27 protein-coding genes and 2 pseudogenes are annotated in these 26,518 nt (G+C 52.3%); 13 read left to right on the top strand and 16 right to left on the bottom strand.

Annotation, left to right across the window (positions count from 1 at the left end):
• Positions 1 to 39: 39 nt before the first annotated feature.
• The 4 genes from hslV (at position 40) to rraA (ending at position 3,485) form a co-directional block, all read left to right on the top strand.
• Entirely contained in the window at positions 40 to 570 is a 531-nt protein-coding gene (hslV, locus tag ACLJPE_RS20085; RefSeq protein ID WP_000208240.1) for an ATP-dependent protease subunit HslV, read from the top strand.
• A gap of 9 nt (positions 571 to 579) precedes the next feature.
• Positions 580 to 1,911, top strand: coding sequence for an HslU--HslV peptidase ATPase subunit (gene hslU, locus ACLJPE_RS20080; RefSeq protein ID WP_001293360.1), 1,332 nt, complete (start codon positions 580 to 582; stop codon positions 1,909 to 1,911).
• Positions 1,912 to 1,977: 66 nt separating this feature from the next.
• Entirely contained in the window at positions 1,978 to 2,907 is a 930-nt protein-coding gene (gene menA, locus ACLJPE_RS20075) for a 1,4-dihydroxy-2-naphthoate polyprenyltransferase (RefSeq protein WP_000139639.1), read from the top strand.
• Between the two features lie 92 nt (positions 2,908 to 2,999).
• The gene (gene rraA, locus ACLJPE_RS20070) at positions 3,000 to 3,485 is read left to right on the top strand and encodes a ribonuclease E activity regulator RraA (protein WP_000872918.1); all 486 of its coding nucleotides are present in this window, start codon (positions 3,000 to 3,002) and stop codon (positions 3,483 to 3,485) included.
• A gap of 221 nt (positions 3,486 to 3,706) precedes the next feature.
• Here the strand turns inward: rraA and zapB are convergent, their stop codons facing one another.
• Positions 3,707 to 3,946: a septal ring assembly protein ZapB gene (gene zapB, locus ACLJPE_RS20065; protein WP_000051370.1), complete on the bottom strand. Its 240-nt coding sequence runs from the start codon at positions 3,944 to 3,946 to the stop codon at positions 3,707 to 3,709.
• Between the two features lie 398 nt (positions 3,947 to 4,344).
• On the opposite strand from zapB, the gene ACLJPE_RS20060 reads away from it, so the two are divergent.
• The 4 genes from ACLJPE_RS20060 (at position 4,345) to fpr (ending at position 8,684) form a co-directional block, all read left to right on the top strand.
• Positions 4,345 to 5,190, top strand: a complete 846-nt coding sequence (locus ACLJPE_RS20060; protein ID WP_000084285.1) for an MIP/aquaporin family protein — start codon at positions 4,345 to 4,347, stop codon at positions 5,188 to 5,190.
• 20 nt (positions 5,191 to 5,210) lie between these two features.
• On the top strand, positions 5,211 to 6,719 hold the full coding sequence (glpK, locus tag ACLJPE_RS20055) for a glycerol kinase GlpK (RefSeq protein ID WP_000136809.1): 1,509 nt from the start codon (positions 5,211 to 5,213) through the stop codon (positions 6,717 to 6,719).
• 111 nt (positions 6,720 to 6,830) lie between these two features.
• Positions 6,831 to 7,841 carry a class II fructose-bisphosphatase gene (gene glpX / locus ACLJPE_RS20050; protein WP_001250624.1) on the top strand — a complete coding sequence of 337 codons (1,011 nt, stop codon included), beginning with the start codon at positions 6,831 to 6,833 and terminating at the stop codon, positions 7,839 to 7,841.
• Positions 7,842 to 7,937: 96 nt separating this feature from the next.
• Positions 7,938 to 8,684, top strand: a complete 747-nt coding sequence (gene fpr / locus ACLJPE_RS20045; protein WP_000796303.1) for a ferredoxin--NADP(+) reductase — start codon at positions 7,938 to 7,940, stop codon at positions 8,682 to 8,684.
• A 109-nt stretch (positions 8,685 to 8,793) separates the two neighbouring features.
• Here the strand turns inward: fpr and ACLJPE_RS20040 are convergent, their stop codons facing one another.
• Positions 8,794 to 9,222 (bottom strand): DUF805 domain-containing protein, encoded by a 429-nt coding sequence (locus ACLJPE_RS20040; RefSeq protein WP_000155237.1) that lies wholly within the window; start codon positions 9,220 to 9,222, stop codon positions 8,794 to 8,796.
• A 100-nt stretch (positions 9,223 to 9,322) separates the two neighbouring features.
• On the opposite strand from ACLJPE_RS20040, the gene ACLJPE_RS20035 reads away from it, so the two are divergent.
• The gene (locus tag ACLJPE_RS20035) at positions 9,323 to 9,919 is read left to right on the top strand and encodes a YiiQ family protein (RefSeq protein WP_000802241.1); all 597 of its coding nucleotides are present in this window, start codon (positions 9,323 to 9,325) and stop codon (positions 9,917 to 9,919) included.
• Between the two features lie 112 nt (positions 9,920 to 10,031).
• A complete protein-coding gene (tpiA, locus tag ACLJPE_RS20030) occupies positions 10,032 to 10,799 on the top strand; it encodes a triose-phosphate isomerase (RefSeq protein WP_001216339.1) in 768 nt (255 codons plus the stop codon).
• A 91-nt stretch (positions 10,800 to 10,890) separates the two neighbouring features.
• On the opposite strand, the gene ACLJPE_RS20025 is transcribed toward tpiA, so the two are convergent.
• The 7 genes from ACLJPE_RS20025 to lsrA all read right to left on the bottom strand — a co-directional run bounded on the left by ACLJPE_RS20025 (position 10,891) and on the right by lsrA (position 17,563).
• Positions 10,891 to 11,655, bottom strand: coding sequence for an epimerase (locus ACLJPE_RS20025; protein WP_023137067.1), 765 nt, complete (start codon positions 11,653 to 11,655; stop codon positions 10,891 to 10,893).
• A 9-nt stretch (positions 11,656 to 11,664) separates the two neighbouring features.
• Positions 11,665 to 11,955: a (4S)-4-hydroxy-5-phosphonooxypentane-2,3-dione isomerase gene (gene lsrG, locus ACLJPE_RS20020; protein ID WP_001543603.1), complete on the bottom strand. Its 291-nt coding sequence runs from the start codon at positions 11,953 to 11,955 to the stop codon at positions 11,665 to 11,667.
• Between the two features lie 82 nt (positions 11,956 to 12,037).
• The gene (lsrF, locus tag ACLJPE_RS20015) at positions 12,038 to 12,913 is read right to left on the bottom strand and encodes a 3-hydroxy-5-phosphonooxypentane-2,4-dione thiolase (protein WP_000774146.1); all 876 of its coding nucleotides are present in this window, start codon (positions 12,911 to 12,913) and stop codon (positions 12,038 to 12,040) included.
• 28 nt (positions 12,914 to 12,941) lie between these two features.
• Positions 12,942 to 13,964, bottom strand: a complete 1,023-nt coding sequence (lsrB, locus tag ACLJPE_RS20010) for an autoinducer 2 ABC transporter substrate-binding protein LsrB (protein ID WP_000090739.1) — start codon at positions 13,962 to 13,964, stop codon at positions 12,942 to 12,944.
• Between the two features lie 28 nt (positions 13,965 to 13,992).
• Positions 13,993 to 14,994, bottom strand: coding sequence for an autoinducer 2 ABC transporter permease LsrD (gene lsrD, locus ACLJPE_RS20005; RefSeq protein WP_000981826.1), 1,002 nt, complete (start codon positions 14,992 to 14,994; stop codon positions 13,993 to 13,995).
• A complete protein-coding gene (gene lsrC / locus ACLJPE_RS20000) occupies positions 14,991 to 16,034 on the bottom strand; it encodes an autoinducer 2 ABC transporter permease LsrC (RefSeq protein WP_000911133.1) in 1,044 nt (347 codons plus the stop codon). The genes lsrD and lsrC overlap by 4 nt, the downstream gene beginning before the upstream one ends.
• Positions 16,028 to 17,563 carry an autoinducer 2 ABC transporter ATP-binding protein LsrA gene (gene lsrA / locus ACLJPE_RS19995; protein ID WP_001167248.1) on the bottom strand — a complete coding sequence of 512 codons (1,536 nt, stop codon included), beginning with the start codon at positions 17,561 to 17,563 and terminating at the stop codon, positions 16,028 to 16,030. Before lsrA ends, lsrC begins: the two co-directional genes overlap by 7 nt.
• A 255-nt stretch (positions 17,564 to 17,818) precedes the next feature.
• Between lsrA and lsrR the strand changes: the two genes are divergently transcribed.
• The 3 genes from lsrR (at position 17,819) to ACLJPE_RS19980 (ending at position 20,821) form a co-directional block, all read left to right on the top strand.
• The gene (gene lsrR / locus ACLJPE_RS19990) at positions 17,819 to 18,778 is read left to right on the top strand and encodes a transcriptional regulator LsrR (protein ID WP_001283049.1); all 960 of its coding nucleotides are present in this window, start codon (positions 17,819 to 17,821) and stop codon (positions 18,776 to 18,778) included.
• 86 nt (positions 18,779 to 18,864) lie between these two features.
• Positions 18,865 to 20,457, top strand: a complete 1,593-nt coding sequence (gene lsrK, locus ACLJPE_RS19985) for an autoinducer-2 kinase (RefSeq protein ID WP_023217246.1) — start codon at positions 18,865 to 18,867, stop codon at positions 20,455 to 20,457.
• 13 nt (positions 20,458 to 20,470) lie between these two features.
• Positions 20,471 to 20,821, top strand: coding sequence for a cupin domain-containing protein (locus ACLJPE_RS19980; protein WP_001173080.1), 351 nt, complete (start codon positions 20,471 to 20,473; stop codon positions 20,819 to 20,821).
• An 89-nt stretch (positions 20,822 to 20,910) separates the two neighbouring features.
• On the opposite strand, the pseudogene ACLJPE_RS19975 reads toward ACLJPE_RS19980, so the two are convergent.
• The 7 genes and pseudogenes from ACLJPE_RS19975 to ACLJPE_RS19945 all read right to left on the bottom strand — a co-directional run.
• Positions 20,911 to 21,051 (bottom strand): annotated as a pseudogene (locus ACLJPE_RS19975) (CDP-diacylglycerol diphosphatase); the annotation flags it as partial.
• A 45-nt stretch (positions 21,052 to 21,096) separates the two neighbouring features.
• Positions 21,097 to 21,222, bottom strand: a pseudogene (locus ACLJPE_RS19970) (hypothetical protein); the annotation flags it as partial.
• A 97-nt stretch (positions 21,223 to 21,319) separates the two neighbouring features.
• Entirely contained in the window at positions 21,320 to 22,042 is a 723-nt protein-coding gene (locus tag ACLJPE_RS19965; RefSeq protein WP_001535809.1) for a GntR family transcriptional regulator, read from the bottom strand.
• A gap of 62 nt (positions 22,043 to 22,104) precedes the next feature.
• Positions 22,105 to 23,145, bottom strand: coding sequence for an ADP-ribosylglycohydrolase family protein (locus ACLJPE_RS19960; protein ID WP_000557882.1), 1,041 nt, complete (start codon positions 23,143 to 23,145; stop codon positions 22,105 to 22,107).
• Positions 23,146 to 23,154: 9 nt separating this feature from the next.
• The gene (locus ACLJPE_RS19955) at positions 23,155 to 24,114 is read right to left on the bottom strand and encodes an aminoimidazole riboside kinase (RefSeq protein WP_023217248.1); all 960 of its coding nucleotides are present in this window, start codon (positions 24,112 to 24,114) and stop codon (positions 23,155 to 23,157) included.
• A 10-nt stretch (positions 24,115 to 24,124) separates the two neighbouring features.
• A complete protein-coding gene (locus tag ACLJPE_RS19950) occupies positions 24,125 to 25,459 on the bottom strand; it encodes an MFS transporter (protein WP_000777307.1) in 1,335 nt (444 codons plus the stop codon).
• A gap of 262 nt (positions 25,460 to 25,721) precedes the next feature.
• Positions 25,722 to 26,477, bottom strand: a complete 756-nt coding sequence (locus tag ACLJPE_RS19945) for a CDP-diacylglycerol diphosphatase (protein ID WP_000750757.1) — start codon at positions 26,475 to 26,477, stop codon at positions 25,722 to 25,724.
• Positions 26,478 to 26,518 lie beyond the last annotated feature (41 nt).

Raw genomic sequence — 26,518 nt, 5'->3', positions numbered from 1 at the left:
GGGGCCGCAATTCAGCATTAGTAACCAAGGGGTCTGCTCGTGACAACAATAGTAAGCGTACGCCGTAACGGCCACGTGGTAATCGCCGGTGATGGTCAGGCCACACTGGGTAACACAGTAATGAAAGGCAACGTGAAGAAAGTCCGCCGCCTCTACAACGACAAGGTCATTGCGGGCTTTGCGGGCGGTACTGCGGATGCATTCACGCTGTTCGAGCTGTTTGAACGTAAACTGGAAATGCATCAGGGGCACCTGGTCAAAGCCGCCGTTGAACTGGCGAAAGACTGGCGTACCGACCGTATGCTACGCAAACTGGAAGCGTTGCTGGCCGTCGCGGATGAAACCGCCTCGCTCATCATCACGGGTAACGGCGATGTCGTGCAACCTGAAAACGATTTAATTGCTATCGGCTCCGGCGGTCCTTATGCCCAGGCTGCCGCTCGCGCTCTGTTAGAAAATACCGAGCTCGGCGCGCGCGAAATTGCTGAAAAGGCGTTGGATATTGCAGGCGATATCTGCATTTACACCAACCATTTCCACACCATTGAAGAATTGACCGCCAAAGCGTAAGGACCTCTCATGTCTGAAATGACCCCACGCGAAATTGTCAGCGAACTGAACAAACACATTATCGGCCAGGATAACGCAAAGCGTTCCGTGGCGATTGCATTGCGTAACCGCTGGCGTCGTATGCAGCTTGATGAAGAGCTGCGCCACGAAGTAACGCCGAAAAATATTCTGATGATTGGCCCGACCGGCGTCGGTAAAACCGAAATCGCCCGTCGTCTGGCAAAACTCGCCAACGCGCCGTTCATTAAAGTCGAAGCCACCAAATTCACCGAAGTGGGCTACGTCGGGAAAGAAGTGGACTCTATCATCCGCGATCTGACCGATGCCGCTGTGAAAATGGTTCGCGTACAGGCTATCGAGAAAAACCGCTATCGTGCGGAGGAGTTGGCGGAAGAGCGTATTCTCGACGTACTGATCCCACCCGCAAAAAATAACTGGGGCCAGGCCGAACAGCAGCAGGAGCCTTCTGCCGCCCGTCAAACGTTCCGCAAAAAACTGCGCGAAGGCCAGCTCGACGATAAAGAGATCGAGATTAACCTCGCCGCCGCGCCGATGGGCGTAGAGATTATGGCGCCTCCGGGCATGGAAGAGATGACCAGCCAGTTGCAGTCTATGTTCCAGAACCTGGGCGGTCAGAAACAGAAACCGCGTAAGCTGAAAATTAAAGACGCGATGAAACTGTTGGTTGAAGAAGAAGCTGCTAAGCTGGTCAACCCGGAAGAGCTGAAACAGGACGCTATCGACGCGGTTGAACAGCACGGCATCGTGTTTATCGATGAAATTGACAAAATTTGTAAGCGTGGCGAAACCTCCGGCCCGGATGTTTCACGCGAAGGCGTACAGCGCGACTTACTGCCGCTGGTAGAAGGCTGCACGGTTTCGACCAAACACGGCATGGTCAAAACGGATCATATTCTGTTTATCGCCTCTGGCGCGTTCCAGGTGGCGAAGCCGTCTGATCTGATCCCGGAACTGCAGGGCCGTCTGCCGATTCGCGTTGAACTTCAGGCGCTGACCACCAGCGATTTCGAACGCATTTTGACCGAGCCAAACGCCTCCGTCACCGTGCAGTATAAAGCGCTGATGGCAACTGAAGGCGTCAATATCGAGTTCACCGATTCCGGTATTAAACGTATTGCCGAAGCCGCCTGGCAGGTTAACGAAACCACCGAAAACATCGGCGCGCGCCGTCTGCATACCGTACTGGAGCGTCTGATGGAAGAGATTTCCTATAACGCCAGCGATCTGCACGGCCAAAACATCACAATTGATGCGGAATATGTGAGCAAACATCTGGATGCGCTGGTCGCAGATGAAGATCTAAGCCGTTTTATCTTATAATCGCGTCCAATGCATTTTCATCACTGTTGATGGGGCTGAAAAGCCCCATTTTTATTGGCGCTAAATATGACTGAACAACAACAAATTAGCCGCACCCAGGCCTGGCTGGAAAGCTTACGACCCAAAACCTTACCCCTCGCCTTCGCAGCGATTATCGTCGGTACGGCCCTGGCATGGTGGCAAGGCTATTTCGATCCTCTGGTCGCACTGCTGGCCCTTATCACCGCCGGGCTGCTGCAAATTTTATCCAACCTCGCCAACGATTACGGCGACGCTGTCAAAGGCAGTGATAAACCGGATCGCATCGGGCCGCTGCGGGGAATGCAAAAAGGCGTCATCACCCGGCAGGAGATGAAGCGGGCGTTAATCATTACCGTCGTGCTGATCTGTATCTCCGGACTGGCGCTGGTGGCGGTCGCGTGCCATACGTTAACCGATTTTGTCGGCTTCCTGATTTTGGGCGGGCTGTCGATTATCGCCGCCATCACCTACACCGTGGGTAATCGGCCCTACGGTTATATCGGGCTGGGTGATATCTCTGTCCTGGTATTCTTTGGCTGGCTAAGTGTCATGGGGAGCTGGTACCTCCAGGCGCATACGTTGATTCCGGCGCTAATTCTCCCGGCCACCGCCTGCGGTTTACTGGCGACGGCGGTGCTGAATATTAATAACCTGCGCGATATTAATAGCGACAGAGAGAACGGCAAAAACACCCTTGTGGTACGACTCGGCGATGTCAACGCGCGTCGTTATCACGCCTGCCTGTTGCTAGGCGCGCTGCTCTGTCTGGCGCTGTTTAATCTGCTCTCGCTACACAGTCCGTGGGGATGGTTGTTTATTCTGGCCGCGCCATTGCTCATTAAACAAGCGCGCTACGTAATGCGCGAAAGGGAGCCTGCGGCAATGCGCCCAATGCTTGAACGTACCGTTAAAGGCGCGTTGTTAACCAACCTGTTATTTGTGATTGGGATACTCTTAAGTCAGTGGGCCGTTTAACTGACAAATATCAATTAACAATTGATGATTTTGCCAACAGTATACTTAGCGCGATATACTAAAAATTCTCGCAGCAACTGAACGTTAAGCCTATGAAATACGATACTTCCGAGCTTTGTGACATCTATCAGGAAGATGTCAACGTCGTGGAACCGCTGTTCTCCAATTTTGGAGGACGGTCGTCGTTTGGCGGACAAATCATCACGGTAAAATGTTTCGAGGACAACGGGTTGCTGTACGATCTGCTCGAACAAAATGGCCGTGGTCGGGTTCTGCTGGTCGATGGCGGCGGTTCTGTCCGTCGTGCATTAGTCGATGCGGAGCTGGCGCGTCTGGCTACGCAAAATGAATGGGAAGGGCTGGTTATCTATGGCGCGGTGCGTCAGGTGGACGATCTGGAAGAGCTGGATATCGGCATTCAGGCGATCGCCGCCATTCCGGTTGGCGCCGCAGGTGAAGGCATTGGGGAAAGCGATGTGCGCGTCAATTTCGGCGGCGTGACGTTCTTCTCCGGCGATCATCTCTATGCCGACAACACCGGGATTATCCTTTCCGAAGACCCGCTTGATATCGAGTGATCAAAAAAGGCGCCGTAAGGCGCCTTTTTTATGCGTTGTCGCTGATTGCCGGATGGCAGCTTACGCCTTATCCGACCCACCGGTATCCGCATTCTAAATCCTCTATAGATTTCGCGTCAGGGCAAGGCGGCAAGTAAGTGAATCCCCAGGAGCATAGGCCACTATGTGACTGGGGTGAACGCACGCAGCCAACGCCGCCATAACGTGAAATATGACGAGGATTAGACTTCTTCCATACGACCAAGCAGCGCCTGCAAACGTTCCTGCCAGCCGCTCTGCTGTTCCTTCAGAGAATTATTTTCACGCTCGAGTTCTTCACGCTGATGCTGTGCAGACTGCACTTCCTGCGTCAGGCTGTTGTTCTTTTCTTTCAGCTCTTCAATTTCCATCTGTAACAGGGTGATGGTGTCAATCGCCTGCTGTACTTTTGCTTCCAGTTTCTCAAACACTTCTAAAGACATGATCTTACCTCTCCTGAATTGCAAGGCGACGCTTCACGTAAACGCGCACAATATATAGTGTCGATTGTATGAAGCCCCGCTCTCGCTGTCCAGCGACATACCGCGTAGATCGCGGTTTGCAGCAATTTTCATCCATCTCCTGGTAACATTCATTCAATAACTTAAAAGTGTTAACATATTGGTTAATGAAATGATTCAATTCACTCTCTTCTGCTGTCTCAAAATGCGCCTCATGGCGCGATAACGCTCATTTTATTGACGCAGTACACACATTTTGATTTCGATATTTCTCGTTTTTGCTCGTTAACGATAAATTAACAGTGTGCCTACAGGGCATCGTGGATGTCCATGACCTCCTCGCATACCAATAATCATTACATACTCTTCAGGATCCGATTATGAGTCAAACATCAACCTTAAAAGGCCAGTGCATTGCTGAATTCCTCGGTACCGGGTTGTTGATTTTTTTCGGTGTGGGTTGTGTCGCTGCGCTTAAAGTTGCCGGAGCTACTTTTGGACAGTGGGAAATCAGCGTCATCTGGGGTCTGGGGGTAGCGATGGCTATCTACCTGACGGCAGGTGTTTCTGGCGCACACCTGAACCCGGCAGTGACCATCGCACTCTGGCTATTTGCCTGTTTCGACAAACGTAAAGTTGTTCCTTTTATTATTTCTCAAGTTGCCGGCGCCTTTTGCGCAGCGGCGTTAGTTTACGGGCTTTATTACAATCTTTTTGTGGACTTCGAACAAACCCACCATATCGTCCGTGGCAGCGTTGAAAGTCTCGATCTCGCAGGCATTTTCTCAACTTACCCGAATCCTCATATCAATTTTGTGCAGGCCTTCGCGGTTGAAATGGTGATTACCGCTATTCTGATGGGGCTGATTCTGGCGCTGACCGACGACGGAAACGGCGTACCTCGCGGTCCGCTTGCGCCACTGCTCATTGGTTTACTGATCGCCGTTATCGGTGCCTCTATGGGGCCGTTGACCGGGTTTGCGATGAATCCGGCGCGTGACTTTGGCCCCAAAATGTTCGCCGGGCTTGCCGGCTGGGGTGAAATTGCGTTTACCGGCGGTAGAGACATTCCTTACTTCCTGGTGCCACTGTTTGGCCCCATCGTCGGCGCCATTCTGGGCGCGTTTGCTTATCGCAAATTTATTGGCCGTCATTTGCCGTGCGATACCTGCGTCGTGGAAGAGAAGGACTCCACCGCGACCACACAACAAAATGCTTCGCTGTAATCTGATTACGGGACAAAATTATGACTGAAAAAAAATATATCGTTGCGCTCGACCAGGGTACCACCAGCTCCCGCGCGGTCGTTATGGATCATGACGCGAATATCGTCAGCGTATCACAGCGTGAATTTGAGCAAATTTATCCTAAGCCAGGCTGGGTAGAACACGACCCGATGGAAATTTGGGCGTCCCAAAGCTCAACGCTGGTAGAAGTGCTGGCTAAGGCCGATATCAGTTCCGATCAGATTGCCGCTATCGGTATCACCAACCAACGTGAAACCGCGATCGTCTGGGAACGTGAAACCGGCAAACCGATATACAACGCTATTGTCTGGCAGTGCCGTCGTACCGCCGATATTTGCGAACAGCTTAAACGCGACGGCCTGGAAGATTACATCCGCGACAATACCGGTCTGGTCGTCGACCCGTACTTCTCTGGCACTAAAGTGAAATGGATCCTTGACCATGTGGAAGGTTCGCGCGAACGCGCGAAGCGTGGCGAGCTGCTGTTCGGTACGGTGGATACCTGGCTTATCTGGAAGATGACGCAGGGCCGCGTCCACGTTACGGATTACACCAACGCCTCACGAACCATGCTGTTCAACATCCATGATTTGGACTGGGACGATAAGATGCTGGACGTGCTGGATATCCCACGCGCGATGCTGCCCCAGGTACGTAAGTCCTCCGAAGTCTACGGCCAGACCAATATTGGCGGTAAAGGCGGTACACGTATTCCTATCGCCGGGATTGCCGGGGATCAGCAGGCCGCGCTATTCGGCCAACTGTGCGTAAAGGAAGGAATGGCAAAGAATACCTACGGCACTGGCTGCTTTATGCTGATGAACACCGGCGAGAAAGCGGTAAAATCGGAAAACGGCCTGCTGACCACCATCGCCTGCGGCCCAAGCGGCGAAGTCAACTATGCGCTGGAAGGCGCGGTGTTTATGGCGGGAGCGTCCATTCAATGGCTGCGTGATGAAATGAAGCTCATCAGCGACGCGTTCGACTCCGAATATTTCGCCACGAAAGTGAAAGATACCAACGGTGTCTACGTGGTTCCGGCCTTCACCGGTCTGGGCGCGCCGTACTGGGATCCGTATGCCCGCGGCGCCATTTTTGGCCTGACCCGCGGCGTGAACTCTAATCACATTATCCGCGCGACGCTCGAATCCATCGCTTACCAGACCCGCGACGTACTGGAAGCGATGCAGGCCGACTCCGGTATCCGCCTGCACGCTCTGCGTGTGGACGGCGGCGCAGTGGCCAACAACTTCCTGATGCAGTTCCAGTCAGATATTCTCGGCACGCGGGTGGAACGCCCGGAAGTGCGCGAAGTGACCGCGCTGGGCGCCGCCTATCTGGCTGGTCTGGCCGTCGGTTACTGGCAGAACCTGGACGAGTTGCAGGAAAAAGCCGTCATTGAACGAGAATTCCGCCCCGGCATTGAAACCACCGAGCGTAACTACCGTTACAGCGGCTGGAAGAAAGCGGTTAAACGCGCAATGGCGTGGGAAGAGCACGACAAGTAAGGTCGCCATCCGGCAAAATCTTTGTGCGGGGGCAACTCCGCACACACATCAATTATTCCCTCCTTCCCCTGTGCTACACTGCGCGCCACTCCTTTTTGCTACGAGTTTGTTATGAGACGAGAACTTGCCATCGAATTTTCCCGTGTGACCGAAGCGGCGGCGCTGGCTGGCTACAAATGGCTGGGACGCGGCGATAAAAATACCGCGGACGGCGCGGCGGTTAACGCCATGCGTATCATGCTCAACCAGGTCAACATTGACGGCACCATCGTGATTGGCGAAGGCGAAATCGACGAGGCCCCGATGCTCTATATCGGCGAGAAAGTCGGTACCGGCCACGGCGATGCGGTAGATATCGCCGTCGATCCGATTGAGGGCACGCGCATGACGGCGATGGGCCAGGCGAACGCGCTGGCGGTGCTGGCGGTCGGCGATAAAGGCTGTTTCCTGAATGCACCTGATATGTATATGGAAAAACTGATTGTCGGTCCGGGCGCCAAAGGGGCAATTGATCTCAATCTGCCGCTGGCGGATAACCTGCGCAACATCGCGGATGCGCTGGGTAAACCGCTTGGCGATCTGACCGTGACCATTCTGGCAAAACCGCGTCATGACGAGGTCATCGCAGAGATGGCTAAACTGGGCGTACGCGTGTTTGCCATTCCTGACGGCGACGTCGCGGCCTCAATTCTGACCTGTATGCCGGATAGCGAAGTCGACGTGCTGTACGGGATTGGCGGCGCACCAGAAGGCGTGGTATCCGCAGCGGTGATCCGCGCGCTGGACGGCGATATGCAGGGGCGTCTGCTGGCGCGCCATGACGTGAAAGGCGACAGCGAAGAAAACCGCCGCATTGGCGAACAGGAACTGGCGCGCTGCAAAGCAATGGGCATTGAAGCGGGCAAGGCGTTATGCCTGGGCGATATGGCGCGTAGCGATAACGTTATTTTCTCCGCGACCGGCATCACGAAAGGCGATCTGCTGGAAGGAATTAGCCGGAAAGGCCATATTGCCACGACGGAAACGCTGCTGATCCGCGGCAAATCACGCACCATCCGCCGCATTCAGTCTATCCACTATCTTGATCGTAAAGATCCGGATGTACAGGCGCATATCCTCTAGCGCATTTGTTAGTTAGAGCCTTCCAGCCTCGCGGGGCTGGAAATCTTTCTCCTGACGAACGAAGATAAGGTTAGCGATTCAGAACAGGAGAAAACCATGGCCGATTGGGTAACAGGTAAAGTCACTAAGGTGCAAAACTGGACTGACGCACTGTTCAGCCTGACCGTTCACGCCCCCATTAATCCTTTTACTGCAGGCCAATTTACCAAACTCGGACTGGAGATCGATGGCGAGCGCGTTCAGCGCGCGTATTCCTATGTGAATGCGCCTGACAATCCGAATTTAGAGTTTTATCTGGTGACGGTGCCGCAAGGAAAGCTCAGCCCGCGGCTGGCGGCGCTAAAACCTGGCGATGAGGTGCAAGTGGTCAGCGACGCGTCGGGTTTCTTTGTACTGGATGAAGTGCCTGACTGCGAGACGCTATGGATGCTGGCAACCGGAACCGCTATTGGCCCGTATTTGTCTATTCTGCAATATGGCCAGGATGTCGCGCGCTTTAAAAATCTGGTCTTGGTCCACGCCGCACGCTTCGCCGCCGATTTAAGCTATCTGCCGCTAATGCTGGAACTGCAACAGCGTTATGAAGGCAAGCTGCGCATCCAAACGGTGGTCAGCCGGGAGAGCGTGCCAGGCTCGCTTACCGGACGCGTGCCAGCGCTCATTGAAAACGGCGAGCTGGAAAAAGCCGTTGGATTACCGATGGATAAAGAGACCAGCCACGTCATGCTGTGCGGGAACCCGCAGATGGTGCGCGATACGCAGCAACTGCTGAAAGAGACCCGACAGATGACTAAACATCTGCGCCGCCGACCGGGGCATATGACGGCTGAACATTACTGGTGATGTTTTACCGAATGGCGGCTGGGGCTTATCCGGCCTCCTGCAAATCATCACCAATCTGTGGGCCCGGTAAGCGTCAGCGCCACCGGGCAAATTACGGTTTACCGCCCGTTCACGGTTCTGCCTTAAACTTCACGTCCTGTGTCGCTTTCCCAAACTTATTTTCCCCCTGAACACCGACAAACGCGCCCAGATCGATAAGCATCATCACCAGGATCAGCGTCGGAATAAATCGCCCGACGACCCACTGCCACATCCCCGGCAGCATCACCCAGTTTCCGGCCAGCAGCATCCACGCCAGAATCATTAGCAACGCCCACGCGCCGGAGCGTCCCCGGTCATGCAGACGTTTGACCATGACGGCGGCGGTCGGCCACAGCAGGCACACCAGGCAAAATGCCGCCGTTTGGATATCAAGCAGGTTTTTCCCCGCCAGCGAAAATAGCGCCAGCATCCCGGCAAACCAGAGGCCGATCCAAATCCAGAAATCACGGCGTCCGATACGCCCTTTAAATGAGAATAACCATTGCTGTATGGTCATGTAAGTTCCTTATATTTTGCCTTCCGCTACAGTTTACCCTTTTGACAAGCCCGACAGTTATCGTTTTAATCGTGAGCAGTCCTAACGAAAGGTAAGATTGATGAAGCCAGGATGTACTCTGTTTTTACTGTTGTTTTCTGCTCTCACCGCCAGCATAACGGCGCACGCGCAGCTCTCTTCATCGACCACGACAGCGCCCTATCTGCTGGCGGGCTCGCCAACCTTTGATCTTTCTATTAGCCAGTTTCGTGAGAACTTTAACCGCCAGAATCCCGATCTGCCGCTCAATGAATTTCGCGCCATTGAGAATAGCCGCGATAAGGCGAATCTGACCCGCGCCGCCAGTAAGATTAACGAAAATCTGTATGCCTCCACGGCGCTGGAGCGCGGTACGCTCAAAGTGAAAAGTATGCAGATTACCTGGCTGCCCATTCAGGGGCCGGAACAGAAAGCGGCGAAAGCGAAAGCGCTGGAATATATGGCCGCCATTATTCGCACTGTCGCCCCGTTGCTGACAAAAGAGCAAAGCCAGAAAAAACTGCAAAAGATGCTTATCGCCGGTAAAGGTAAACACTATTACGCCGAGACCGAAGGCGCGGTACGTTATGTTGTCGCAGATAACGGCGAAAAGGGGCTGACCTTCGCGGTTGAACCGATTAAGCTGGCGTTATCTGAAAATCTGGAAGGGGCGAATTGATGACAAAAAGCAAAGCCTTTCCGGGGATGAATCTCTATACTGTTTCACAGACCATGCTGCTCTGACGAGCGGCCATCTTCCTTAATTCGCTGACTAAGCGTGGAGAAATGAAATGCGACATCCTTTAGTGATGGGTAACTGGAAACTGAACGGCAGCCGCCACATGGTAAACGAACTGGTGGCTAACCTGCGTAAAGAACTGACGGGCGTAGCAGGCTGCGACGTGGCAATCGCTCCGCCGGAAATGTATATCGATCTGGCGAAACGCGCTGCTGCCGGTAGCCACATTATGCTGGGCGCGCAGAACGTTGATCTGAATCTGTCTGGCGCATTCACCGGTGAAACTTCGGCTGAAATGCTGAAGGATATCGGCGCGCAGTACATTATTATCGGCCACTCCGAGCGTCGTACTTATCACAAAGAATCTGACGAGCTGATCGCCAAAAAATTCGCCGTACTGAAAGAGCAAGGTCTGACGCCGGTACTGTGCATCGGTGAAACCGAAGCGGAAAACGAAGCGGGCAAAACAGAAGAAGTGTGCGCACGCCAAATCGACGCGGTACTGAAAACGCAGGGCGCGGCAGCCTTTGAAGGCGCGGTTATCGCTTACGAACCCGTATGGGCGATCGGTACCGGTAAATCTGCAACTCCTGCGCAGGCGCAGGCAGTGCACAAATTCATCCGTGACCACATTGCTAAAGCTGACGCGAAAATCGCTGAACAGGTTATTATCCAGTACGGCGGTTCTGTTAATGCCTCCAACGCAGCCGAACTGTTCGCGCAGCCGGACATCGACGGCGCACTGGTAGGCGGCGCTTCTCTGAAAGCTGACGCCTTCGCGGTGATCGTGAAAGCAGCAGAAGCTGCTAAACAGGCTTAATTGCCAATCAATGTCTGATGGCGCTGCGCTTATCAGGCCTACCAGCCGAGTGCTTATGTAGGCCTGATAAGGTAAAGCCGCCATCCGGCATTTATGCTGTGGAGGGTAAGAAAGTAGTATCCCCGGCAACCTTAAACATCGCCCTCCAGCTCCGCGTATTCTCAACCAGCCGATCATCACGAAATAACGCACTACCAGAAACAACACGATCGATGCCCTGTGCAATCAGCGAAGGCAATTGATCCTGCGTTAACGACCCATCAATAACGATAATTTTACCTTCGCGTTTATCACCAAGTAGACAGAGAAGCTGCGCCACGCGCTCGTGCAAATCACTGGAGCGCATTTTACTGCCGTATCCAGGGTTCACTGCCAGTAGTTGAATAACCTCGATGTCGCTCAGAATGGGGATAATGACATCCAGAGGCGTTGCCGGGCATAAACTAATCCCCCGGATCACCGGCATTTCACCGCCGATAACGGGCACGGTCTGCTGACCAAGCCAGCTTAGCGTATGATGCAGATGAATATCGCCTTCAGCCTGAAGCGTGATGCAGTGTGCGCCCGCCTTCACGCAGGCTTGCGCCGCCGTCCATTGATCCGCTACCATCAAATGAACATCTTTGATAAAGGTTTGCGGCAGTTGCCCAACTGCCCATGGCCCAACGGTAAACTGCGGGCAAAATTGACCATCCATCAAATCCAAATGCAACAGCGGCTGGTTTAACGCTTCCAACTGTTGCAGATAGCGATGCAACGCAATCCACTGCCCTGCCAGAATACCCACACTAAGCGGATATGACGCTAACAATGCCACACATGCTTCGCGCGTTAATCCGGCAAACTGGCTGTTCATGAGCGCTCCTTAAGGCATCAAACCCATAAAAACTTTTTTTGTCCGCGGACCGGTCATCAACGGTTCAAGCTGCTCCACGCAAGTTTTATAGTGTGGCGTTGTCTTATGAAAAGCGACGGCCTGTTCATCAACGTAGGCTTCATAAATATAAAATCGCGTAGGCACCTGCGGATCCTGCAGAACATCAAAACGCAAGTTACCCGGCTCTTTAATTGAGCCCAGATGATTTTGCCGAAAAACATCGATAAATTGTTCAACCTTGTCATCATGAACGTTAATTTCAACCAGCGTAACGTGCATCATTAACCCCCTGATTATTCCAAATAAAATAACAGTCATCCCCATCTCCTCGCATCGGTAAAAGATGGGGAAGCGATCTCATTTAACCTTTCTCACTCAAAAACAGCTCATAAGCACGCTCTGCTGTTTCGTTATGATGAACGACAGCATGTACCGCTTTAATCATGGCTACCGGATCTTCTGACTGGAATATATTACGCCCCATATCTACGCCAGAAGCCCCCTGGTCAATCGCCTGATAGCACATTTCCAATGCTTCACGTTCAGGCAGTTTTTTACCGCCGGCGATGACAATCGGCACTGGACAACCTGCCGCAATACGCTCAAAACCTTTATCGACATAATACGTTTTGATAATTTGCGCCCCCATTTCCGCAGCGATACGCGTTGCCAGTGAAAAATAACGCTGGTCGCGAGCCATATCTTTACCCACCCCGGTTACTGCCATTATTGGCATCCCGACGCGTAACCCGGCATCAATCAGTTGAATAATATTTTTAATCGACTGATGTTCATGCTCACTACCAATATAAACCTGTGCGGCAGCAGCACAGCTATTCAACCGCACAGCGTCATCCATCGCCACCGCAACCGCCTCATTGCTTAATTCAGTGAGAATAGAATTCGCCCCGGACGCGCGTAAAACGACTGGTTTATTGATTGCCGGAGGTACCACACTGCGTAATATGCCGCGAGTACACATTAAGACATCAGCATATTCAAAGAGCGGCGCAATATTGATATCAATACGCTCAAGTCCGGTTGTCGGCCCCTGGAAATATCCATGGTCAAAGGCCAGCATGACCGTTTTTCTGGTCTTGGGATTAAAAATCCTCGCCAGTCTGGACTGCATTCCCCAATCCAGCGCGCCACAGCCTTTTAATGCGAACAAAGTGTTAGTTTGTGGTTTATCGGTGTGAAAATCTTTGCCATCTTTAATATCATCTAAATCAGCCATTCTTTACTCCGTCGATACATAACAGTTATCAGAAATCATATTTGTCGATATTGTCTTTGTTGAAAATGACACGCTCCGGCAATAACACAATGCCGTTACCTTTTGCCTCATAGTGATATCCCTGCTCACTATTAGGTGAAACGGTGACTTTGCCGATGCCGGGAATATCCAGTGAATCACCGACATTCATTGGCATATTTTTCAGCAACGCGTTGGCGACATATACGGAAATTTTTCCCTGTTGGACGACATCCCACAGGCCAAACTCTTTAACAGTGCCGCGCTGAACATAAGGGCGCATTACATTCGGCGTACTAAAACCAACAATCGCGAGATTATTGCGTTTAAGGTTCTCCGCCGCCTGTGCCGCAGCAGGTAAAGCGTTAGCGTCAGGCGCGATGATGGCATCCAGATCGGGATACGCTTTGATGATACCTTCCGCCGTCTGGAGCGATTTCGTGGCATCGTTATAGCCAAACTGGGTAGTGACTATCTCCCACCCCGGATGTTCCTGGCTAATTTTGGCTTTAGCTTCTTTTACCCACTGGTTCTGGTCGGTCACCGTTGGGCTGGAATAGAAGAAAGCGACTTTCGCTTTCTCTTTGTCCACCTGATGAGCGGCCATCTCTACCAACATGCTGCCGAGCTGTTTTGGCGTCCCTTGATTGATATAGTAAGAACGGCACTCCGGCTTGGTATCGGAATCCCAGGTTAATATTTTCACGCCTCTTTGCATTGCCCGCTTCAACGCCGGGCACAGGCCATCAGGCGAAACGGCAGAAACGATAATGGCGTCATACCCCTGATTGACAAAGTTATTCACCAGTTGAACCTGGCCTGAGACGCTGGGCTCTGTAGGGCCATCGTAAGTTACGTCAATACCCAGCGCTTTTCCCGCTTCCTGCGCGCCATTGCCGCCGCTGGTAAAAAAGCCCACGCCAACCAGTTTGGGAATAAAAGCAATCCGCTCTGCCGCCTGAACGGTCATTACCGCAGATGCCAGACCAAACGCAGTGAGTAAGGCGATCATTTTAATGCTGTGTCTTGCCATTTTTTTCTCCATAAATTTCAAAAGGAAATCATGCCTGATGCGCATTGCGACGGCGTGAGTACCATTCAAGGATTTGGTGACGATGCAAACTGACGGAACGACCAACGACAACAACAATGAGAAGCGCACCGGACAATGCGCTGGAAATTTGATTCGGCACTCCGGCCATCTGTAGCCCCTGCTGTAAAAATCCCACCAGCAGCGCCGCCAACGCGGACCCCATAATCGACCCGGAGCCGCCATAAATATTGGCGCCTCCCAGCACAACCGCCGTAATAGCCGGCATCAGGAAAGAGGCGCCCAGATCCGAACGTGCGGAGCCAAAGTAAGAAACCAGTAATACGGCGGCGATCGCGGAGGCGCATCCGGTCATGGCATACACGGTATACAACGTGCGATTCACCGGGATCGCGCTGTACTGCGCAACACGGGCGCTCTGGCCAATCAGGAAAACGTTGCGTCCCATATGCGTACGATGCATGAGCAGCCAGAAAAACAGACAGCACACAAGAAAAAAAATAAGCGGCATGGGAATACCAAGAAATGAAATATTGGCAAAGTCAGTGAACGCTGTGGGAAATCCACCAATACCTTCATAACCCGTGGCGCCAGCCATACCAGATAACAATAATGCGCTACCACCAAATAAATACATGGTTCCCAGGGTAATCACCAACGGGTTTACACCGGTATAAATAATAAGTCCGGCATTTATCAGTCCACATATTGCGCCGAGTAGTAGGGTAATAATAATCGCTAAAGGTAGCGGCATACCAAGCTGAAACAGCACACCCAGGGTAATCGCGCATAGCCCGATTGTAGAACCAAATGAAATATCCATGCCACCGCTGACAATAACCATTGTTAGCGGCAAAGCGACAATACCGATACAAATAAAATCGCTAGTGCTAAAAAGTAAGACATTAATATCTAATAAACGTGGATTAATCAGACCGAAAGCCAGAATTTCAAAGATCAATAAGGCTGCCAGCGCAATTTCCCAGCTATAGCGTCGCCATGGATTCATCATGCCACCTCTTTGTTTTTATTCTGTTGTGCGTGCGTTTTTGCTTCCGCCTGTAGTGGAGTGGGTGGTGATATAAAACGGGCATATTTCTGGCGGCGCAGATTGCGTTGTAATGCGCAACGCAGCCGCCCATCGAATACCAGTACGCCCAACAATACCAGGCCAGCAATAAAATCGTTCCACCAGGCGGGGATACGCAGCAGCACTAACACACTATCGATTTGCGTAAGAAAATAAGCGCCGAGAATAGCGCCGATGACCGTGCCTGACCCGCCTAACAGGCTAATTCCCCCCAATACGCAGGCCGCGATGGCTTTCATTTCCAGCCCCGTGCCGGTTTGATTGGGAATGAAGCCAATCTGCGAGGCAAACACGATTCCAGCCAATGCCGCCATACCGCCATTAAGTGAAAATGCCATGATGCGTACCATCTCGGTACGGACACCCAATTGCCGGGCGCCCTGCAGGTTATCGCCGGTGGCGTAAAAATTGCGGCCAAAGGCGGTTTTCGCCAGGAGCCAGGCCATAAGCAGCGCTAACACCAGGGTAAACCAGCCGATTGCGGAAATTCCCAGAAACACCGGAGCAGAGAGTTGCTTTAAGCCTGCGGGTAATCCTTCAATCCATTTCCCCCCTGTCCATAGCAGCATGATCCCACGATACAAGCCCAGCGTTCCCAGCGTGGCGACAATGGCGGGTATCTTCAACCAGGCAACCAGTACGCCATTAAAAAATCCGGCGACAATTCCTAATATTAGTGTGGCCAGGCAGGCGACCGGCAGGCTATAGCCGGCGTTTAACATCACTCCCAGCAATACCGCGCACATTCCTGTCGTCGAGCCCACCGATACATCAATATTGCGGGTGAGCATTACCATCGTCGCGCCAATCGCCAACAGCATCAAAATTTGCGCGCTACTGAAAACCATTGTCAGCGTTTGCACGCTCAAATACTGGCTATCCAGCGCGCCAGGAAACACGAATAAACAGACTATTGCCAGCAGCGCCGTCGCTTCCCGGTTATTTTGGATGAATTTCAACATGTTGCCTCCGACGCACCATGTTCGCCAAACGCAACGTGCATGATGGTATCAACGTTAATTTCCTCGCCGCATAACGCAGGCCCCCCCAGTTCCCCCTGGTGCATGACATATACGCGATCGGCCATCTGCTCTATCTCTTCCAGATCGGAGGAAATAAACAGCACCGCGACATTTTGTTGCGCGATACTGCGCAACAGCTGATAAATATCGCTGCGGGCGGAGACATCGACACCGCGGGTCGGTTCATCGACAATCAGTAATTGCGGAGAGGCCTCCAGGCATTTGGCAATCAATACTTTTTGCTGGTTACCGCCGGATAAAGTACGCGCCGCCTGTTCGGCATTATTGAGTTTGATATTTAACGCGCGGTGGTAACGTTCAAGGGTGGCGTTATCCCGCTGGGGCTTTATCCAAAATCCTTTTTGGTTGTGGGTCAGCGAACAGACATTCCATGCCAGGGATGCGTCAAGATACAGCCCGGATGACTGCCGATCTTCCGGCAAATAGACCAGGCCGAGCTGCAACCGCTGTTGGGTTGTCAGGGCGTTAATTTCTTCACCATTGAACAGCATCCGCCCCGCATTGACCGGTCTAATACCGTACAGCGTTTCAGCCAGTTCTGTGCGTCCCGCGCCGACCAACCCGGCCAGACCAAGTATTTCGCCTGCCCGCACCTCAAGGTTGATATTCATAAAACCTTCGCCCGTCAGCGACTCCAGCGCTAATACCGTCGCGCCGCGTTCGTTCTGCGGGCGGCTGCCAGGCAATTCCAGCCACAACTTTTGATTCGCGGAAAGACTGACGCCCTGCGTTGCCGGGGTGATAGCTTGAATAATCTCGTCGGTAGAAAGGTCATGCGTTTTTCCGAATAATGCGATTTTACCGTCACGCATCACGCTAACGCAGTGAGCTAACTGTCTAATTTCTGGTAGCTTATGAGAAATAAATACAATTCCGACACCCTTTTTCAGCAACTCTTGCAGACGCGTAAATAACCGGTCAGTTTCGGCTGGCGTTAACGACGCCGTGGGCTCATCAAGAATTAAGATTCGCGAGTCGCGCATCAAGCCGCGCATAATTTCAACGATCTGGCGGTCTGCAACATCAAGCGTACCCGCAGCGCTCGCCGGATCGAGTTGGCATCCCATCGCCTTTAATAGCTGCTGCATTTTTTCCGTGGAGGCCTGGCGTCCCTGCAAGCCAAACAAGATATTTTCCCGCACAGATAAACTCGGAAATAACAGAGGCTCCTGGGGAACCAGGTAAATGCCATACTGGTGCGCCTTCAGAGGCGTTAAATGACTGCAACGCACACCAGCAATATCGATAGTCCCTCCATCTGGCGGGACTATACCGGCAATAATCTTCATTAATGTTGATTTACCCGCACCATTGCCGCCAAGCAATGCGTGCACCTCTCCCGCATGCAGAGTAAAGTCAATTCCCTTTAGTACTTCGACGCCGGAATAACTTTTATAAATGTTCTGCACACAAATCAGAGGGGATGCAGTATTGTGACTGATTTGCATGTTGCCTCCGCTCCCTCAATGTTGACTGACGGGACTGAACAAATGTTTTTTGAAAAAGAAATTGTTCAAAACGGTAGTAGTTATTTGGTCAAAAAACTCTCATCCAGATCACGTTTTCTGAATAAATGAATTTTTAGATGATAAATGTTCAGATTTGACGCGTTTTTGTGGCGTTAATCACGGTTATTTCGGAGTGATAACTGAACAATTGTGTTAATGATTTAGAAATGTTCAAAGTAAAGCCAGGTTATGACAATGAGCGATAATACGTTGGTATCTGATTATGGAATGTGCGAAGAAGAGCAGGTGGCGCGTATTGCCTGGTTCTACTATCACGATGGATTGACGCAGAGTGAAATCAGCGAGCGTCTGGGGCTAACCCGGCTAAAGGTTTCTCGTCTGCTGGAGAAAGGGCATCAGTCCGGTATTATTCGCGTACAAATCAACTCCCGCTTCGAAGGGTGTCTTGAGTATGAAAATGCCTTGCGCAACCACTTCGCATTGCAGAATATCCGCGTGCTGCCGGCATTACCCGATGCCGATATTGGTCTGCGCTTAGGAATCGGCGCCGCCCATATGTTGATGGAGTCTCTGCGGCCACAGCAACTGCTGGCCGTCGGCTTTGGCGAAGCCACGATGACCACATTAAAACGCCTCAGCGGATTTATCTCGGCGCAACAAATCCGACTGGTCACGTTATCCGGCGGCGTGGGGCCGTATATGACCGGAATAGGCCAGCTTGATGCCGCTTGTAGCGTAAGTATTATGCCCGCGCCGCTGCGCGCATCATCGCAGGAAATTGCCTGCACGCTGCGCAATGAAAATAGCGTGCGGGATGTGATGCTCACAGCGCAAGCTGCCGATGCCGCCATCGTGGGGATTGGGGCAATTAACCAGAAAGATCAAGCCAGTATCTTAAAATCCGGCTATATCACTCAGGGTGAACAACTCATGATTGGCCGCAAAGGCGCAGTAGGCGATATTCTGGGCTATTTTTTTGATGCTCATGGCGAAATTATTCCAGACATCAAAATCCATAACGAATTAATTGGCCTGAAGTTAAATTCACTTTCCACGATCCCAACCGTGATTGGCGTCGCCGGCGGCGAACAAAAAGCAGAAGCTATTATTGCCGCTATGCGCGGTAACTATATCAATGCGCTGGTTACCGATCAGAAAACCGCAGGGAAAATAATTCAACTTATTGAAAAATAAAAAATAAAACAACACTTACCTCAATTCAATAAACAATAACTGACAGGATTTTATGTAACGATGTAAAAATAGCCGAGGATAAAAAAATGGCTCGACTCTGTACCCATACTGAATCAGGACATTACCTGATGGCTCTTGACGCCGGTACCGGTAGCGTCAGAGCAGTAATTTTTGATCTACAAGGAAAGCAAATATCTGTCGGTCAAGCGGAATGGCAGCATCTGGCCGTGCCGGATGTGCCTGGTTCGATGGAGTTTGATCTTGCCAAAAACTGGCAACTGGCTTGCCAGTGTATCCGTCAGGCACTACAGAAAGCCGCCATCCCTGCAACGGCTATCGCTGCCGTATCGGCCTGTTCGATGCGTGAAGGCATTGTTATTTATGACAGTAACGGCGAACCAATTTGGGCCTGCGCTAATGTTGACGCCCGCGCGGCGCACGAAGTCAGTGAATTAAAAGAGCTGCACGATAACACCTTTGAGGAGGAAGTTTATCGTTGCTCCGGGCAAACGCTGGCGCTCAGCGCTATTCCGCGTCTGCTCTGGCTTGCCCACCATCGTCCGGATATTTATCATCGCGCGTCAACCGTCACTATGATCAGCGACTGGATGGCCTTTATGCTCAGCGGCGAACTGGCGGTCGATCCCTCCAACGCAGGCACGACGGGGTTATTGGATCTGGTGACCCGCAACTGGAAACGTAGCCTGTTACAGATGGCGGGCCTGCGTTCTGACATTCTCTCGCCGGTAAAAGAAACCGGGACGCTGCTCGGTCACATTTCACAGAAAGCGGCTGAACAGTGCGACTTGCAAGCGGGTACGCCGGTCATCGTTGGCGGCGGCGATGTGCAGTTAGGCTGTCTGGGGCTGGGCGTCGTACGCCCGGCGCAAACGGCCGTGCTGGGAGGAACCTTCTGGCAACAGGTCGTCAATCTTCCCGCGCCGGTCACCGACCCAAACATGAACGTTCGCATCAATCCTCATGTGATCCCCGGTATGGTACAAACCGAGTCTATTAGCTTTTTTACTGGGTTAACGATGCGTTGGTTCCGCGACGCCTTTTGCGCTGAGGAAAAACTAATCGCTGAAAGGTTAGGTATTGATGCGTATTCCCTGCTGGAAGATATGGCCAGCCGGGTGCCTCCCGGCGCGCACGGTGTGATGCCCATCTTCTCTGACGTTATGCGTTTTAAACGCTGGTACCACGCCGCGCCGTCGTTTATCAATCTGTCTATCGATCCTGAAAAGTGTAATAAAGCGACCCTATTTCGCGCGCTGGAAGAGAATGCCGCCATTGTTTCCGCCTGCAATTTACAGCAAATTGCCGCGTTTTCCGGCGTACAGGCCGATTCGCTGGTTTTTGCCGGCGGAGGATCTAAAGGCAAATTATGGAGCCAAATCCTTGCCGACGTTACGGGACTCACCGTTCACGTACCTGTCGTCAAAGAAGCTACCGCGCTAGGGTGCGCTATTGCCGCAGGCGTTGGCGTGGGTATCTGGCCATCGCTGGCGGAAACGGGAGAAAAGCTAGTGCGCTGGGATCGGGAGCATAAACCTAATCCTGAAAATTTCGCTGTCTACCAGCAGGCCAGAGAAAAATGGCAGGCCGTTTATCAGGATCAACGCGCGCTGGTCGATGGTGGCTTAACGACATCCCTCTGGAAAGCGCCAGGCCTGTAACAGGAGAATAAGCATGCAAAAAACGAATGAGAAGAATCATGAATACCGCTTTGGCGATAATGGCCCTAAATACTTAATCCGTGGGCCGGGCTGCGATATGGGCGTCGTTATACTACAACCAGGGCAGTCATTCCCTAACCATCGCCATAATACCGCTTGTGAGATTTTTTATACCCTAAGCGGTGAAGTGTGCCTGTATCTGGAAGGAACACCTCATATCCTGCAAACTGGAGATGTTTTACAGTGCGAACCTGGGGAGGCGCATTATCTCATTAATAACGGCGATAAACCCTGGAAAGGCGTGTTTATTAAATCGCCGCATCTGGAAAATGACAGCCACCCCGCGGATCCACCGGCCTGGTAACGCCCGCGCCATCGCCAGATTTTGCCGGATAGCGCCACGAGAGCCTTGTCCGGCCTCCAAACGGCATTCGTTAATGCAATATCAAGCTGTCATTTGATGACCTGTTGGTTCAAGATATCACACTGATGATCCTGAATTTCCTCGGCAGAAGCGCGATTGAAGATCAGTAAATTACGCTCGGTCGCCAGCAAGACAAAAGAGCCATCGCTTTGGCGTACCCCCGCCAGCGCGATACATCACAGCATCCCCGCCCGCGCAGGAACTTTCCCTGGTCCCATCGCCACAGCAAAAAATAGCAGTACGGTCATAAACTCCGGCAGTAGCGAAGTCGCCCACAGAAGGATAGTAACGCCAACGATGATGAAAGGGAGGAACAGAGGATGGGACAACCAGAGCGACATACCTGTCTCCTGACGATTTTTTCAGCAAGAATACGACGGACAGTCAGGCAGGTAAACGCCAGATATAGTGAGGTTATCGCAGGATTAAGCGGACAAATCAGTGATAATGAATTTCACCAAAGTATTCAGACAGCACATAATAGCGGCAATACTCAAAAGGGCTGTCCTTCCCGGCCTGAAACGTCTGTCTGGCGACAGATAACAGCGGTTTATTGGCGGCGATTTGCAATTTTTCGCACAGGTCAGCGGAAGGTAAAATCGCCTCAACTTTTTCTATCGCCGAGTCGCTTGTGACGTTTAATAACGAATAAAGCGACGTATGCTCCAGCGCCTGCGGTGTGAGTTGCAGATCGGGAAAGAAGCTAAGATCGAGATAAATTTTCTCATGGTTAAATGGACGGTTATTCAGGCAACGAATACGCGAAATATAGAGATAGTGATGCTGTGCGGGCAGGCTCAAGCCGTCTGCCTGAGCGTCGCGCGCGCGGCGCGGCGCGATTTCCAGAATACGGTTCTCAATCGCCACGCTGGCGTCCTGGAGATCGCGGGTAATACCGCGAAACGTGTGCCCGTAGCTCACGCCTTCCGGCACCGAGCACACCACCGAACCACTCCCGCGCTGCGACGAAATAATGCCCGCATTGATTAATTCGCTCCAGGCCTGTTTAACCACAATCAGCGAGACGTTGTAGGCTCTGGCGATCTCTTTTTGCGTCGGTAGTTGGCTGCCCAAAGGCAAAGACCCGTTCTGGATCTGCTGACAGATGATAAAAAATAGTTGCTTATAAAGCGGAGTAAAGCTCGTTTTATCAACCTGCAAGATGCGCACCTCACGTCTTCGCCAGCAGGGGACGTTTTACCGTCCCCGGCAGGGTGAAGTCGCTACCCTGCGATTTGCCTGGCCAGTTCTGCCAAATCGAAATGATTCATACGATCCAAAGTCGTTAAATAATCGGCGGGAAAAGCCTCCACGCCATGGAATGCGCCGGAAATCGCCCCAACCATGGTGGCGACAGTATCAGTATCATTGCCGATATTAACGCCGGAGATAATAGCATCTACGGCAGAATTCGGACAACACGCGAACAGGCCAAAGGCCGCCGGCACCGCTTCACTCACGTGCAGTCCGGAGCCAATAATATCAGCAAGTTCCACCACCGCCGTTTCCCAATGGCGATGACGTTTACCGATATCCACGGCCAGCTCAATGCGTCGGGCAACGGAAGGACCTGCCACCATCATCGCACCTTGCTCCTGCGCCAGCAGATAGCCTCTTTGCGCACCGTAAATACCGGCGGCAATAATGCTGTCTGCGTTGGTCTGCGCTCTTAACGCCTCGCTGGTTGCCGCCGCCATCGCCGCTGCGCCGGACATCGCCAGCACGTTATTATGGGTAAAGCGGCAAATCTGCAGCGCGCAGTCAATCGCCGCGTCAATATCACCCGGATGCAGCACCGCCGCTGGCCAAATCTTCATGGCGGCGCCGTTCGTTGCCTCCGCGTTACCCTTATTAATAATCTGTACCGACTGTTTCTCGCCTTCCAGCTCACCCTGTAAAGAGGCACGGTTATCATTGAATATTGCCTTCATTGCCGCACGCGTCGTCGGGCCGGTAAAGTTGGCGTAGTACGGGTAATCCAGCCACTGCTGAAAAGCCTCGCGCATCGCCTCGTCGCTGACCTGGCGTTGATGGCGCAGCAGCGCGTCCATAATGTACTTCGCCTGAATAAAATCATCCGTGCACATCCCTGCTTCGTTGCAGCGGCCAAACGTGTCCGCAGGCGGTTTTTGAAAGGTCGTCACCCAGCCGCCAAAATAGTCTTTTATTTGCTGCTGGGTGCGTACTTCCGTCGCGGCTCCCATCGCGTCCGCGGCGGCGGCACCCACCAGGCATCCCAGTATTTTGTTTTGATCAACGTGCATGATGACTCCTTATTTCACGGTCATGGCTTGTGCCAGCGAATGGCTGGACAGAAAAGTGTTTAGCTGGTCGGGAAACGGTAAAGCGGTCATTGCGCCCTTTGCCGTTACCGCCATGGCGCCGCAGGCATTGGCATTGCTGATGGCCTCCGCCAGCAGGGCATGGTTCCAGCAATTTGCGCGGGAAAGGGTGAACAGCAGGCCGCCGACAAAAGCATCGCCTGCCCCGGTGGTATCGACGACATCGACGCGCGGTGCGGGAAAATGGAACTCCCCCTCGGCGGTAATCAACAGCGCGCCATCGGCCCCCAGCGAAATGATGGTGGTGTCGCAGCCCAGATCGCGTAGGTAATAACGCGCATCCTGCCAGTGGCTGGCCCCGCTGAGCTGGCACAGCTCATCTGCCGAGACTTTGCAGATAGAAGCCAGCGCGGCGGAGCGGGCGATCAGTTCAGGGATTTCATCAGTATTCCCCCACATTTTGCTGCGCAGATTGACGTCAAACAGTACGTAACCACCCGCTTCACGCATTCTTCTCGCTCCCTCAAGGCACGCCTCGCGAGCGGGCCTGTCGGTGAGGCCAATTGAACTGAAGTAAAACCATTCGTGCTGCCTGAACGGCGGCAGGTCCTGCGGCGAAACGTAGGTATCAGCCCCCGGATGCACCAGATAGGTAAAGCTGCGCTCCCCATCAGCCGTCAGGTTGACGATCAGCACCGCGCTGGTCAGGGCCGGATCCATGCGTAGAAAAGAGACATCCACACCGTTATCCTGAAAAACCTGGCGCAGGAAACGGCCGGCGTCATCGTCGCCAAGACAGCCAATAAAACCGCACTCTCCGCCCAGCCTGGCAACGCATACCCCCACATTCGCCGACGCTCCGCCGGGGCATTTCAGATAGCTGTTCTGTTTTTCCGGCACCAGATCAACGGAAGCATCGCCGATAACCCAAACCTTATTCATGGCCTTCATTTGCGCCTCCTTATGCCTGTTTCTGCGCCAGGGCAAGCTGAATATCACGATAATATTCGTTGTTAATCAGATACTTTTTCATAAGCAGTCCAACCGCAAGGTGGAACAGAGCAGGAATGAGCGTCATCATCAGCGCAATACCGGTGAGCGAACGTGCGGTCTGTTCAACATCGGCCTGATAGCCAAAGTGGCTCAGCAGGAATCCAAGTATCCCGCCCGCGATCCCCATCCCAAACTTCTGGAAGAAGAGGATGCCGCCAAACGCCAACCCGGAAACGCGCAGACCGGTTTTCTTTTCTCCGTAATCCACCGCTTCGGCGATAGAGGACCAGAACACCGGCATTTGCATATCGCAGAAGAAATTAATAAGAAAATAAAACGCAAACGCCAGGACAAGATTTTCACGCCCGACGGAGAAATACATCAGCGCGCTCAGGACAAAGGTAATAATCTGGGTGTAGCGGAACATCTTAATTTTGTCCCAGAACTTGGTTATCCAGGTGGTGGCGATCATCGCTAAAATTGAAGCGATGACGCCGGTAGTCAGGAAGGGTGAAATCAGGTTATCTCCGCCGTTCAGATAATACTTAGCGTAATAAGCGGCAACGGAACCGCGAATAACATAACCGCACATCAGCAGCAGAATAACAACGCCGAGAATAATCCACTGATCGTTACGTAACAGATATTTAAACTGTTTCCCCACCGATAGCGAGGTAATTTCCGGCTCGCTGCGTTCACGCGTGGTAAGAAAACAGAAGATAAACAGCAGGGCGCCCATCGCCCCCATCAGCCCCATCGAAAACTGATAGCCCAGCGCCTTGTTGCCCTGCCCCAGCCAGACGGCAAGCATCGGTACGACGATAGTCACCAGGAAAGCGGCAATCTTGGTCATCACAAAACGATAACCGTTGGCGCTTAACCGTTCGACGGGGTCGCTGGTAATCACGCCAATCATCGAAATATAGGGAATGGTGATCGCGGTATAGACCAGGGTCATAAGAATATAGGTGCCATAGGCCCATGCCAGTTTGGCCATATAAGCCATATCAGGCGTAATAAACATCAAATAAACGGCAAAGCCAAAAGGAATGGCAAACCACAGCAGCCACGGGCGGTAACGCCCCCAGCGCGTGTTCAGTTTATCGGTCAGAACCCCCATGGCCGGATCGATAATGGCATCAATCATCCGCACAACCACAAACAGTACGCCAACATCAGCGGCGCTCAGGCCGTAGATATCGGTATAGAAATAGGCGAGGAGCAGCTGCATGGCGATAATCACAACGTTTATCGCCATATCTCCCGCGCCGAAGCCGATTTTTTCCACGATAGAAAGTTTCATGTTGATATTCCTTTACGCTTAACAGCGCAAATCTGGTGAACAATTAATGATGTCACTACATGAAATAAAAACGTTTTTATATAAGCCATCCACCAGACAATCTATGGAGGCTATGAAGAGAGTGTAACTAACCACAAAAAGATATAAAGGTATACCTTTATATCTTTTGATCGGTTTCACATATTTTTATAGACACGATCTTACCCCAGTTTTAAACCGGGATAAGAATCAATAAGATAATGAGCAGGGGGTGGAACGAAAATCAGCGGGAAGACAAAATGGCGCAACTATGGTCCTGAATCTCTTCCGCCGATGCGCGGTTGAAGGTCAGTAAATTACGCTCGGTCGCCAGCAGGACAAAAGAGCCATCGCTTTGGCGTACCACCGCCAGCCCATAGCGTCCCATATGATCGCGCGCTTCCGGCACCTCTTCCGCCAACATCATAAACGGACTACGCTGCGCCAGTTCGCTCTCGGTTACCCGGCGCGCCAGGTATTCATGCCCCATCAGGTCGCCCGGTAGCGGAAGCCAACGAGTGCTGATGCGCGTGAGATCGTTATCCAATTGTTCCCGAACGTCAGGACGGATGCAAGAAATATGGATATGCAAATGGTCCTGTGAACGACCAAGCCGCGAATTAATCGCCAGCGAGACTGCGCTATCCGGAATATCATGCCCGTATTTTTTACTCATATAGCCGCGAGCCTGCCAGGCCAGCCAGAAAAAGTTGGGCGTAGCGGGTTCCAGCAATAGCGGGCTTTCTGTACCGTTGATACGGTAGGTGGGCATCAATAAATATTGCAACGGACCGTGACGATCTTTAAAGACGACATAGCCGGCGCGAGGTTTGACTTCCGCGCAAGGCGCTGGATTTTGATGCTGTAACTGATCGGGCAGGCATTGTTCAAGCACGATTTCCCGTAATGCATCAGGATTGCCGGAAAATTTCCAGTAACCGACGCCCGCCGCGGCAACAATCACTATCACCGCCAGTAAAAAGTAACCTGTTTTTTTCATGTTATGCGTTCCCTGTGACCCATAGACGGGGAAGAGTAACG

It is taken from the genome of Salmonella sp. SAL04196 (genome assembly GCF_046550835.1).
Lineage (GTDB): Bacteria > Pseudomonadota > Gammaproteobacteria > Enterobacterales > Enterobacteriaceae > Salmonella > Salmonella enterica.
This window is presented reverse-complemented; position numbering and strand designations above follow the sequence as displayed.

Bases quoted from the DNA above. Each gene is read 5' to 3' on its own strand.
- menA (WP_000139639.1), top strand. From the start codon at position 1,978: ATGACTGAACAACAACAAATTAGCCGCACCCAGGCCTGGCTGGAAAGC.
- glpX (WP_001250624.1), top strand. From the start codon at position 6,831: ATGAGACGAGAACTTGCCATCGAATTTTCCCGTGTGACCGAAGCGGCG.
- ACLJPE_RS20035 (WP_000802241.1), top strand. From the start codon at position 9,323: ATGAAGCCAGGATGTACTCTGTTTTTACTGTTGTTTTCTGCTCTCACC.
- ACLJPE_RS19950 (WP_000777307.1), bottom strand. From the start codon at position 25,459: ATGAAACTTTCTATCGTGGAAAAAATCGGCTTCGGCGCGGGAGATATG.
- ACLJPE_RS20040 (WP_000155237.1), bottom strand. From the start codon at position 9,222: ATGACCATACAGCAATGGTTATTCTCATTTAAAGGGCGTATCGGACGC.
- lsrC (WP_000911133.1), bottom strand. From the start codon at position 16,034: ATGTTGAAATTCATCCAAAATAACCGGGAAGCGACGGCGCTGCTGGCA.
- ACLJPE_RS20060 (WP_000084285.1), top strand. From the start codon at position 4,345: ATGAGTCAAACATCAACCTTAAAAGGCCAGTGCATTGCTGAATTCCTC.
- ACLJPE_RS19945 (WP_000750757.1), bottom strand. From the start codon at position 26,477: ATGAAAAAAACAGGTTACTTTTTACTGGCGGTGATAGTGATTGTTGCC.
- tpiA (WP_001216339.1), top strand. From the start codon at position 10,032: ATGCGACATCCTTTAGTGATGGGTAACTGGAAACTGAACGGCAGCCGC.
- lsrB (WP_000090739.1), bottom strand. From the start codon at position 13,964: ATGGCAAGACACAGCATTAAAATGATCGCCTTACTCACTGCGTTTGGT.
- fpr (WP_000796303.1), top strand. From the start codon at position 7,938: ATGGCCGATTGGGTAACAGGTAAAGTCACTAAGGTGCAAAACTGGACT.
- glpK (WP_000136809.1), top strand. From the start codon at position 5,211: ATGACTGAAAAAAAATATATCGTTGCGCTCGACCAGGGTACCACCAGC.
- lsrR (WP_001283049.1), top strand. From the start codon at position 17,819: ATGAGCGATAATACGTTGGTATCTGATTATGGAATGTGCGAAGAAGAG.
- zapB (WP_000051370.1), bottom strand. From the start codon at position 3,946: ATGTCTTTAGAAGTGTTTGAGAAACTGGAAGCAAAAGTACAGCAGGCG.
- ACLJPE_RS19955 (WP_023217248.1), bottom strand. From the start codon at position 24,114: ATGAAGGCCATGAATAAGGTTTGGGTTATCGGCGATGCTTCCGTTGAT.
- ACLJPE_RS19960 (WP_000557882.1), bottom strand. From the start codon at position 23,145: ATGCACGTTGATCAAAACAAAATACTGGGATGCCTGGTGGGTGCCGCC.
- lsrK (WP_023217246.1), top strand. From the start codon at position 18,865: ATGGCTCGACTCTGTACCCATACTGAATCAGGACATTACCTGATGGCT.
- lsrA (WP_001167248.1), bottom strand. From the start codon at position 17,563: ATGCAAATCAGTCACAATACTGCATCCCCTCTGATTTGTGTGCAGAAC.
- lsrF (WP_000774146.1), bottom strand. From the start codon at position 12,913: ATGGCTGATTTAGATGATATTAAAGATGGCAAAGATTTTCACACCGAT.
- hslU (WP_001293360.1), top strand. From the start codon at position 580: ATGTCTGAAATGACCCCACGCGAAATTGTCAGCGAACTGAACAAACAC.
- lsrD (WP_000981826.1), bottom strand. From the start codon at position 14,994: ATGATGAATCCATGGCGACGCTATAGCTGGGAAATTGCGCTGGCAGCC.
- lsrG (WP_001543603.1), bottom strand. From the start codon at position 11,955: ATGCACGTTACGCTGGTTGAAATTAACGTTCATGATGACAAGGTTGAA.
- ACLJPE_RS19980 (WP_001173080.1), top strand. From the start codon at position 20,471: ATGCAAAAAACGAATGAGAAGAATCATGAATACCGCTTTGGCGATAAT.
- ACLJPE_RS20025 (WP_023137067.1), bottom strand. From the start codon at position 11,655: ATGAACAGCCAGTTTGCCGGATTAACGCGCGAAGCATGTGTGGCATTG.
- rraA (WP_000872918.1), top strand. From the start codon at position 3,000: ATGAAATACGATACTTCCGAGCTTTGTGACATCTATCAGGAAGATGTC.